The following is a 9,040-nucleotide window of genomic DNA, read 5'->3' on the forward strand; positions in this document are numbered from 1 at the left end:
CGAACCCGTACGGCTTCCCAACCTCGGCTCTCCCTGCGTGGGCCGCCAGCAGTAACGCTGGACCTTCGACTGCCCGGGGGCAGCAACCAACGGTCTTCGGTAGAACGATTGGGTGATCACCGAACTGGCCGGTGACCGTGAACCAGAATAGCGGATGTCTATCCATCCACCAAAACGGGGGTCGGACGGGCCGGATCACCGGCGACGCGACACCCCGTGGGTCACCATCGATCTCACGTTCGCAAGCCAGTGAAAGTGATGTGCTTCACTTCTGGTCGGCAGGCCATATCATCGGCGAATCATCTTCACGGAGGTTTCCCGATGACGCGCATTTTCGCCAAAACCCTTGCCGCAGCTTCCATTTCCGCCGCACTATGCGGCGTCGCCGCCGTTCCCGCCCTGGCCGCCCCCGCCGTCTCCCCCGCCCCGATCGCCGACTCCGGATCCCTGGGCTCCGGGTCGAGCACCGAATCCGCCCGTGGCATCGCGGCCTGGCCGGTCGGCCTGCTCTTCACCGTCCTGTGCGGCGCCGACGAGACCAAGGGCCCGCTGTGCGCGGTCCTGTACGCCATCGGCACCGGCATCACCGGTAGCGGCGGCGGCGAATAACCCCTTCCCACCCACCCCGGAGGTCCGAACATGAGCCGCGTGCTCACGAAAACCCTTGCCGTAGTGACGTTGTCCGCCGGAATCGCCGGTTCGGTCGCATCACCCGCGGTGGCCGCCCCGGCTCCCGCGGCGCCCGTCGCGGACGGCGGATCGGCCGCGGTCGATCTGGCCACGGGCTCGGCCAAACTGCTCCTGGCCTGGCCGGTGGGCTTCATACTCTTCGGCGCCTGCTTCGCGGACGGCCCGGTGCAGAGCCCCGAGGACAACAATCCGCTGTGTCGTTCACTGCTCGCCCTCACCTCCGGAAGCCGCTGATCTTCCCGAAAGCCGAAGGGCCGGTACAGGTTTCCCTGTACCGGCCCTTCGTGCTTCACGCGTTGCTACGCAAGTTCGTCGCGGAGACTCTCTCAGTCTTCTTCGGCGAAGTTGCGGGTGCGGTTCGGATCCACCGGGATGCCCGGTCCGGTGTTCGTCGAGAACGTCACCTTCTTGACGTAGCGGCCCTTCGCGGTGGAGGGCTTGACGCGCAGGATCTCATCGAAAGCGGCGCCGTAGTTCTCGGCCAGCTTCTTCTCGTCGAAGGACGCCTTGCCGATGACGAAGTGCAGGTTGGCCTGCTTGTCGACGCGGAAGTTGATCTTGCCGCCCTTGATGTCCTGAACGGCCTTGGTCACATCGGGGGTGACGGTGCCGGTCTTCGGGTTCGGCATCAGGCCACGCGGGCCCAGCACGCGAGCGATACGACCGACCTTGGCCATCTGGTCCGGGGTGGCGATCGCGGCGTCGAAGTCCAGCCAGCCGCCCTGGATGCGCTCGATCAGGTCCTCGGCGCCCACGGCGTCGGCCCCGGCGGCCTCGGCCTCGGCGGCCTTGTCGCCGACGGCGAACACGATGACGCGGGCGGTCTTACCGGTGCCGTGCGGCAGGTTGACGGTGCCGCGGACCATCTGGTCGGCCTTGCGGGGATCGACACCCAGACGGACGGCGACCTCGACGGTGGCGTCGGTCTTGGTGGTGGCGGTCTCCTTCGCGAGCCGCACCGCGGCCAGCGGGGCGTACAGCGACGACTTGTCGACCTTGGCGGCCGCCTCGAGATAAGCCTTGCTTCGTTTTGCCATGTTGTTCTGTCCTGTTCGTAAAGTTCAGACGTGGTTGTCGGGCCTGGCCGGCCCTCCCACGGGAAAGTGCTGCCTCGCGCGTGAGCGCAAGCGCCTACTCCGCGACGGTGATACCCATCGAGCGAGCGGTGCCGGCGATGATCTTGGCGGCCTGATCGATGTCGTTGGCGTTCAGATCCTCGGCCTTGGTCTTGGCGATCTCACGGATCTGGTCCATGGTGACCTGCGCGACCTTGTTGCGGTGCGGCTCAGCCGAACCCTTCTGCACGCCGGCGGCCTTGAGCAGCAGCTGCGAAGCAGGCGGGGTCTTCAGCTTGAAGTCGAACGTGCGGTCTTCGTAGACCGTGATCTCGACCGGGATGATGTTGCCGCGCTGCGACTCGGTCGCCGCGTTGTAGGCCTTGCAGAACTCCATGATGTTGACGCCGTGCTGACCCAGCGCGGGGCCGACGGGCGGAGCCGGGTTGGCAGCACCGGCCTTGATCTGGAGCTTGATGAGCCCAGATACCTTCTTCTTCTTCGGGGGCATCTCGTATTCCTTGGTTTAGGGGCAGGTGGACACCCGGGGGGTATTCCTCTGCCCTTGCACATGGTCATGCCTTACGGGAAAACCCGTAAGCCTGCTCCGGGATCGCGCCCGGGCACGCCTGACCGTGGAAAGACAGCCAGACCCCAGACGCAACCCGGAAAGTCTAGTCGCAGGTGTTATCGGGGGCCGAACCGGCCCCCGAGCCAACTAGATCTTGGCGACCTGGGTGAACGCCAGTTCGACCGGAGTCTCGCGACCGAAGATCGACACCAGCACCTTGAGCTTCTGCTGCTCGGCGTTGATCTCGGAGATGCTGGCGGGCAGCGTGGCGAACGGGCCGTCCATGACGGTGACGGACTCGCCGACCTCGAAGTCGACGTCGATCGTCGGCTTGATGACCGGGGTCTCGCCGGACTCGCCCGCGGTGGCGGCGGCGGTGGTGGCCGCGGCCTTCTTCTGCTGCGCGGCCGGGACCAGGAACTTCACCACGTCGTCGATGGACAGCGGCGACGGGCGCGAGGTCGCGCCGACGAAGCCGGTCACACCGGGGGTATTGCGGACCGCGCCCCAGGACTCGTCGTTCAGCTCCATGCGGACCAGGATGTAGCCCGGCAGCACCTTGCGATTGACGTTCTTGCGCTGGCCGTTCTTGATCTCGGTGACCTCTTCGGTCGGCACCTCGACCTGGAAGATGTAGTCCTCGAGACCGAGGTTCTGCACGCGGGTCTCGAGATTGGTCTTCACCTTGTTCTCGTAACCGGCGTAGGAGTGGATGACGTACCAGTCACCGGGGGCGCGGCGCAGCGCGGCCTTCATCTCGGCGACGGGATCGGCCGGCTCGGCATCGACGGGGGCGGACAGCTCTTCGGCGGTCAGCTCAGTGACTTCCTCCGCGTCGGCGGCGGGGTCGTCGGATTCCACGACGTCGGTGATGGTCTCCTCCACCACATCGTCGACCTGGAATTCGTCGGTTGTGCCGTTCTCCGGGGTGCTCACTGGGGCACTCGCTTCCTTGTCGTCACGTAATCCTGTGCGCGCCGGGGTCAGGTGAAAATGCACAGGCCCCGGCGGATGGCCTGTCCTCGCCTCTGCTCGAGGGCCAGGTTTCCAGCGCCGACGGTCGAGCTAGCCGAACAGCCAGTTGACACCCTTGATGAACGCCAGATCCAACCCGCTGATGAACGCGACCATGAAGACCACGAACACCAGAACAACGCTCGTATAGGTGACCATCTGCTTGCGGTTCGGCCAAATGACCTTGCGCAGTTCGGAGATGACTTCCCGCAGGAACTTCACCAGACGCTTGAACGGATTGCCCGCACCGCCACCGGCTTTGCCGGAATCCTTGGTGGTCTTGGCCGAAGGCCGATCGATAGTCGCGACCGATGCCGTTGACGACGTCGCGGTCCGAGTCCGCCGGGCGGAACGCTTTCCGCTCGGACGAGCCACCGCGGCGGTGTCATCGCCATCTTCGTGGCGAGTATCCCGCTCGTCGCTCACGTCGATCCTCTCTCGTCAGCTTGGCACTAGGGCAGGGGCGACAGGACTTGAACCTGCAACCTGCGGTTTTGGAGACCGCTGCTCTGCCAATTGAGCTACGCCCCTTCGGCGGAACCGAAGTCCATCGCTGAACTTCACCTGTCCCACCACAGTACTTATTGATTTGTACTTTCCGGGCTTTCACACAACATACGCGCCGCTCCTCGGAGCAGCGCGCATCGGCTGGTGACCCCAGATTCCCGAGTCTACGTTACCCAACGCAGCAATCGCCAATCGGGGGTCAGCGGCGGAGTATCAGCCGAGCTGCACCGTTGCGGTGGCGCGGCCGAAGATCTTGCGGCCCTCGGACTTGGCGACGATGGCCACCACGGCGGTGCGGGTTTCCGGATCCACCGACTTGACCTTGCCGGTGTATTCGATCTCCGCGGCGCGGTCGGCGGGCACGTACACCGGGCTGGTGAAGCGCACGTTGTATTCCTTGACCGCACCCGGGTCGCGCAGCCACGAGGTGACGAAGCCGCCACCCAGGCCCATGGTCAGCATGCCGTGCGCGACAACGTTTTCCAGGCCGACCATCTTCACGACGTCGTCGCTCCAGTGGATCGGATTGGCGTCGCCGGAGACGCCGGCGTAGTTCACCAGATCGCCGCGGGTCAGGCGCACGACGCGGGTGGGGAGCACGTCGCCGACGGCGATGTCCTCGAAGCGCAGCGCGTGCTTGCCCGGCACCACCTTGCCGGTGGCGACGAAGGCCTCGGGCCGCGCGGTGATCTCGGCGGGCGCCTGCGCGGCGACGGAGTCCTCGTCGGGGCCGACGCCGTGCATGAGCACGTTGCGCACGGCGTCACCGATATTGGGATCGATGTCACCGCCGCTGCGGCCGATGAGGGTGGTGTAGGTGGTGAGCACCAGTTCGTCGTTCTGCGCCACGACGTCGTTCTTGGTGACGATGATGTCGCCGCCGAACGCCTGCCGGAACGAGTGCAGGTAGACGATGCAGGTCAGCTGGTCGCCGGCCTTGATGGGCCGGTGGAACTCCAGGATCTGATCGGTCTGCATGATCTGGCTCAGGTCGTAGCCCGTGACGATCTGCTCGAAGAGCTTGCGCTGGGCCAGGATTCCCACCAGGGAGATGAAGCTGAGCGGGGCCACCAGGCCGTCGTACCCGTGCTCACGGGCGGCGTCCTCGTCCCAGTGCACGGGGTGGTAGTCCTGCACGGCGCGGGCGTACTCACGCACCTTCTCGCGGCCGACCTCGTAGTAGTCCTCCACGCGATAGTGGTGGCCGACCATGGAGGCGGCGTGCGTCGCGGGGTCGAAGGCCTCGCTGATTTCGGTCATGTCGACCTCGGTGTCAATCGTCACGGCAGGAAGTCCCTATCTGATCCCGCGAGGGATCGGGCGGAGCGCTGAACCACCGGTATATACACCAAGTGCCGGACCGAGTGCCACTGTCCCTTTGTATGGGGGACGAAGTGGCCAGCCGATCCGGCACTTCTTCCACGCGGTAGAACGCGCGGGGTTAAGTTAGCGAGACTCGCGGTGGGCCCGGTGGGTACCGCAGTTCGGGCAGAACTTCTTGAGTTCCAGACGATCCGGGTCGTTACGCCGGTTCTTCTTGGTGATGTAGTTGCGGTGCTTGCACTGCTCACAGGCCAAGGTGATCTTCGGCCGGATATCAGTGGACTTCGCGGCCACGATGCGCCCTCTTTCCGTTTATCAGTATGGGTAGCGATGGCCGGACTTGAACCGGCGACACAACGATTATGAGTCGTTTGCTCTACCAACTGAGCTACACCGCCATGCGAGGATTCGCGGCGGAAGACTCAGCCCGGTCCATCGAACTGGATGCCGAGTCGGTCACCACCGGCAATCCGGCGAGCCCCCTAACGGAATCGAACCGTTGACCTTTTCCTTACCATGGAAACGCTCTGCCGACTGAGCTAAGGGGGCATGTCTGCTCGGCTCCGGCTTTTCGCCGGGGCGCTGAAGACTTGAACGAGATTACACAACACTTCGGGTAGACCACAAACCGGGTGGTCAGAGGTGGTTTTCGAGCTGTTTTCGGGGATGTCCGGGGTGCGGGTCCGGAGTGAGGATCCGATGCGGGTGCGGCGCACGGGCCCCGGCGTTCGCCCCGCGCGCCGGCTCCGGACCGCAGCGGGGCGGATCGCACCCGGCGCAGCGGGCGCGACCGGCCCCGGAAATGCACAAAACCCCTGTGGACCAGTTGGTCCACAGGGGTTTCGGTGTGGCAGATGTAGGATTCGAACCTACGTAGGCGTTAGCCGACGGATTTACAGTCCGCTCCCATTGGCCGCTCGGGCAATCTGCCTTGGGTTACGCCTTGCAGCGCGGTGACGAGAATACATCGAACCCCCGCCCCGAATGCAAACCGGCTGGCTAGCGCGGTGTCGGACGGACTACCTTCGGCGAGCAAGTCCCACAATTTCCGATCTCGGACAGGAGCACAGGCGTGGCCGATTCGTCGTTCGATGTTGTCAGCAAGATCGACCGTCAGGAGGTGGACAACGCGTTGAACATCGCGGCCAAGGAGCTGGCCACGCGGTACGACTTCCGCGGAGTCAACGCGAGCATCGAATGGTCGGGCGAGGAGAAGATCATCCTCACCGCGGACTCCGAGGACCGCGTCAAGGCGGCCCTGGATGTGTTCAAGGAGAAGCTGATTCGCCGCGACATCTCCATGAAGGCGTTCGACGCGGGTGATCCGCAGGCCTCGGGCAAGGTGTACAAAATCACAGGCACCCTGGTGCAGGGCATCAGCACCGAGAACGCCAAGAAGATCGCGAAGAAGATTCGTGACGAAGGCCCCAAGGGCGCCAAGGCACAGATTCAGGGCGAGGAACTGCGCGTCAGCAGCAAGAGCCGCGACGATCTGCAGGCGATCATCTCGCTGCTGAAGAACAGCGATTTCGAGGTCGCCCTGCAATTCGTGAACTACCGGTAGAAAGGCGTCGACCGGGGTTTACCGGGGTCCGCGGGCAGCTGCTCGCGGACCCTTTCTCGTCAGTATTCGCGGGGGCCGCGCGCGGCGTCCGGGCCGCCCGCCATCTCCTCGAGGCGTTCGATGCGCTCGGCCATCGGCGGGTGGGTGGAGAACCAGCGCGCCATGCGGTCGCCGGCGCGGAACGGGTTGGCGATCATCAGGTGCGACTGGGCGGTGAGCTGCGGTTCGGCGGGCAGCGGGGCCGCCTCGACGCCCCGTTCGAGCTTGCGCAGCGCCGAGGCCAGCGCCAGCGGGTCACCGGTGAGGGCGGCGCCGTCGGCATCGGCCTGATATTCGCGTGATCGCGACACGGCGAGTTTGATCAGCGTCGCCGCGATCGGCCCGAGTAACGAGACCAGCAGTACGCCAATGACATTCGAGCCGCCATTGCGATTACCGCCGAACGCGTTCGCGAAGAACGCGAGATTGGCCAGGCCCGAAATGACCGCGGCCAGTGTGCCCGCCACCGACGAGATGAGAATGTCGCGGTTGTACACGTGCGAGAGTTCGTGTCCCAGCACCGCGCGCAATTCGCGTTCGTCCAGAATCTGCAGAATTCCGGTGGTGCAGCAGACCGCGGCGTGCCGGGGATTGCGGCCGGTGGCGAAGGCATTGGGGGCATTGGTCGGGCTGATGTACAGCCGCGGCATGGGTTGCCTTGCCGCCGTGGCCAATTCGCGCACGATGCGATACATGACCGGCGCTTCGAGTTCGCTCACCGGTTGCGCGTGCATGGCCTTGAGCGCCAATTTGTCGCTGTTGAAGTAGGCGTAGGCGTTCATGCCGATCGCCAGCGCCACCGACAGCCACAGAATCGTCGGATTGCGGAACATCGCGCCCGCGAAAACGATCAGGGCGGACATGCCCACCAGCAGGCCGAACGTCTTCACTCCATTCGCAACACCGTGACCGTGCATAGCCGCCTCTCCGCGCGTCCGAACCCCCGTTTCGCCGTATTACACCAGGTCAACGATACAAGCCGGGACGGAGTTCCCTCGTCAGCCGACCCGCTCGATCGTGTAACGGACCAGGCGCTCGAGGGCCTCGTTGGCGGGGCCGCCGGGCAGCGCCGACAGTTCGGCGTGCGCGATGTCGGCGTAGCCCTGCAGCTTCTCCTTGGCCAGCACCATGCCGCGCGAGCGGGACAGCAGGTCCAGGGCCTCGTCCACCTCGGCATCGGTCTCCAGCGGGCGTGCCAGCAGTTTGCGCAGGCGGTCGCCCTCGCTGCCCTCGTCGCGCAGGGCGTAGAGCACGGGCAGGGTGTGCACGCCCTCGCGCAGATCGGTGCCCGGGGTCTTGCCGGACTGCTCGGACACCGAGGAGATGTCGATGATGTCGTCCGAGATCTGGAAGGCGGTGCCGACCGCGTCACCCAGCCGGGCCAGGCGCTCCACGTGGTCGAGGTCCGCGCCGGAGAAGGTGCCGCCGAACCGGCCCGAGGCCGCGATCAGCGATCCGGTCTTCTCCCACACCACGCGCAGGTAGTGCTCGACCGGATCCTGGGACTGCTTGGCGCCGATGGTCTCCCGCATCTGGCCGGTGACCAGTTCGGCGAAGGTCTCGGCGATGATGCGCACCGCGTCCGGGCCGAGCGTGGAGACCAGGCGCGAGGCGTGCGCGAACAGGTAGTCCCCGGCCAGGATCGCGACGCTGTTGCCCCAGCGGGAGTTCACGCTGGGCGCCCCGCGGCGCATCGGGGCCTCGTCCATGACGTCGTCGTGGTAGAGGGTGGCCAGGTGCACGAGTTCGACGACCGTGCCCGCCGTGATCAGATCCGGGCTGGCGGGGTTGGGGCCCAGCTGACCGGTGAGGATGGTGAACAGCGGCCGGAAACGCTTGCCGCCGGCCCGGGCCAGGTGCAGCGCGGCCTCCTGGAGGAAGTCCTCGCCGTCGGACAGCTCTGTGATCAGCAGGTCCTCGACATCTTCGAGGCCCTTCTTCACCGTCGCCGCGAGCTCGGGATCGACGAGATCCACCCCCGCCACCACCGTGCTCTCATCACTCACAGCCGATGCGCTCATTTCATCTCCCAGTGCCGCGTCCGACCCCACGCCAAAGAACCTAGCGTGTGACCACCAACCCCCCAATGAACACCACCGTAGTGGGACGGAACCAACAGTGTTTCCGGCCTCCGCTCCGCGACGGCGTTTCGCTGTGTCTAATTTGCCTCCGCTTCGCTCCGGCTGTTCGCGGCCCCCTCGGCCCGGTTCTTCCCTCCCTCCGCTCCTCCGCTTCGCTCCCCCGCTCCACTCAGTCCAGAACCGGGCGGGCCGCGAA

Annotated in this window: 11 protein-coding genes and 4 tRNA genes; 3 read left to right on the forward strand and 12 right to left on the reverse strand. The window is 65.5% G+C overall.

The window, feature by feature from the left end; translation table 11 throughout:
- Window positions 1-321 precede the first annotated feature (321 nt).
- Together ABZ319_RS18140 and ABZ319_RS18145 are read left to right on the forward strand one after the other, a co-directional pair.
- Window positions 322-609: a hypothetical protein gene (locus ABZ319_RS18140; RefSeq protein WP_354987566.1), complete on the forward strand. Its 288-nt coding sequence runs from the start codon at window positions 322-324 to the stop codon at window positions 607-609.
- Window positions 610-639: 30 nt separating this feature from the next.
- Complete coding sequence (locus tag ABZ319_RS18145) at window positions 640-924, forward strand: hypothetical protein (RefSeq protein ID WP_354987567.1); 285 nt, start codon at window positions 640-642, stop codon at window positions 922-924.
- A 92-nt stretch (window positions 925-1,016) separates the two neighbouring features.
- Here ABZ319_RS18145 and rplA read toward each other — a convergent pair whose 3' ends face one another.
- The 10 genes from rplA to ABZ319_RS18195 form a co-directional block, all read right to left on the reverse strand.
- Complete coding sequence (rplA, locus tag ABZ319_RS18150) at window positions 1,017-1,727, reverse strand: 50S ribosomal protein L1 (RefSeq protein ID WP_354987568.1); 711 nt, start codon at window positions 1,725-1,727, stop codon at window positions 1,017-1,019.
- 94 nt (window positions 1,728-1,821) lie between these two features.
- Window positions 1,822-2,256, reverse strand: coding sequence for a 50S ribosomal protein L11 (gene rplK / locus ABZ319_RS18155; RefSeq protein ID WP_354987569.1), 435 nt, complete (start codon window positions 2,254-2,256; stop codon window positions 1,822-1,824).
- A gap of 207 nt (window positions 2,257-2,463) precedes the next feature.
- The gene (nusG, locus tag ABZ319_RS18160) at window positions 2,464-3,252 is read right to left on the reverse strand and encodes a transcription termination/antitermination protein NusG (RefSeq protein WP_354987570.1); all 789 of its coding nucleotides are present in this window, start codon (window positions 3,250-3,252) and stop codon (window positions 2,464-2,466) included.
- Window positions 3,253-3,381: 129 nt separating this feature from the next.
- The gene (gene secE, locus ABZ319_RS18165) at window positions 3,382-3,756 is read right to left on the reverse strand and encodes a preprotein translocase subunit SecE (protein WP_354987571.1); all 375 of its coding nucleotides are present in this window, start codon (window positions 3,754-3,756) and stop codon (window positions 3,382-3,384) included.
- Between the two features lie 32 nt (window positions 3,757-3,788).
- Window positions 3,789-3,861: transfer RNA gene (locus tag ABZ319_RS18170), tRNA-Trp, on the reverse strand.
- Between the two features lie 189 nt (window positions 3,862-4,050).
- On the reverse strand, window positions 4,051-5,097 hold the full coding sequence (locus tag ABZ319_RS18175) for a fused (3R)-hydroxyacyl-ACP dehydratase subunits HadA/HadB (RefSeq protein WP_354987579.1): 1,047 nt from the start codon (window positions 5,095-5,097) through the stop codon (window positions 4,051-4,053).
- Window positions 5,098-5,283: 186 nt separating this feature from the next.
- Window positions 5,284-5,454: a 50S ribosomal protein L33 gene (gene rpmG, locus ABZ319_RS18180; RefSeq protein WP_029925945.1), complete on the reverse strand. Its 171-nt coding sequence runs from the start codon at window positions 5,452-5,454 to the stop codon at window positions 5,284-5,286.
- Between the two features lie 31 nt (window positions 5,455-5,485).
- Window positions 5,486-5,558: transfer RNA gene (locus tag ABZ319_RS18185), tRNA-Met, on the reverse strand.
- 78 nt (window positions 5,559-5,636) lie between these two features.
- Window positions 5,637-5,709, reverse strand: a tRNA-Thr gene (locus ABZ319_RS18190).
- A 299-nt stretch (window positions 5,710-6,008) separates the two neighbouring features.
- A tRNA-Tyr gene (locus ABZ319_RS18195) sits at window positions 6,009-6,091 on the reverse strand.
- 141 nt (window positions 6,092-6,232) lie between these two features.
- Here ABZ319_RS18195 and ABZ319_RS18200 point away from each other — a divergent pair.
- Window positions 6,233-6,724 carry a YajQ family cyclic di-GMP-binding protein gene (locus ABZ319_RS18200; RefSeq protein WP_354987572.1) on the forward strand — a complete coding sequence of 164 codons (492 nt, stop codon included), beginning with the start codon at window positions 6,233-6,235 and terminating at the stop codon, window positions 6,722-6,724.
- A 59-nt stretch (window positions 6,725-6,783) separates the two neighbouring features.
- Here the strand turns inward: ABZ319_RS18200 and htpX are convergent, their stop codons facing one another.
- Window positions 6,784-7,680, reverse strand: a complete 897-nt coding sequence (gene htpX / locus ABZ319_RS18205) for a zinc metalloprotease HtpX (RefSeq protein ID WP_354987573.1) — start codon at window positions 7,678-7,680, stop codon at window positions 6,784-6,786.
- A gap of 81 nt (window positions 7,681-7,761) precedes the next feature.
- Window positions 7,762-8,784: a polyprenyl synthetase family protein gene (locus ABZ319_RS18210; RefSeq protein ID WP_354987574.1), complete on the reverse strand. Its 1,023-nt coding sequence runs from the start codon at window positions 8,782-8,784 to the stop codon at window positions 7,762-7,764.
- Between the last annotated feature and the right edge of the window lie 256 nt (window positions 8,785-9,040).

This window comes from Nocardia sp. NPDC005978 (assembly GCF_040614455.1).
Lineage (GTDB): Bacteria > Actinomycetota > Actinomycetes > Mycobacteriales > Mycobacteriaceae > Nocardia.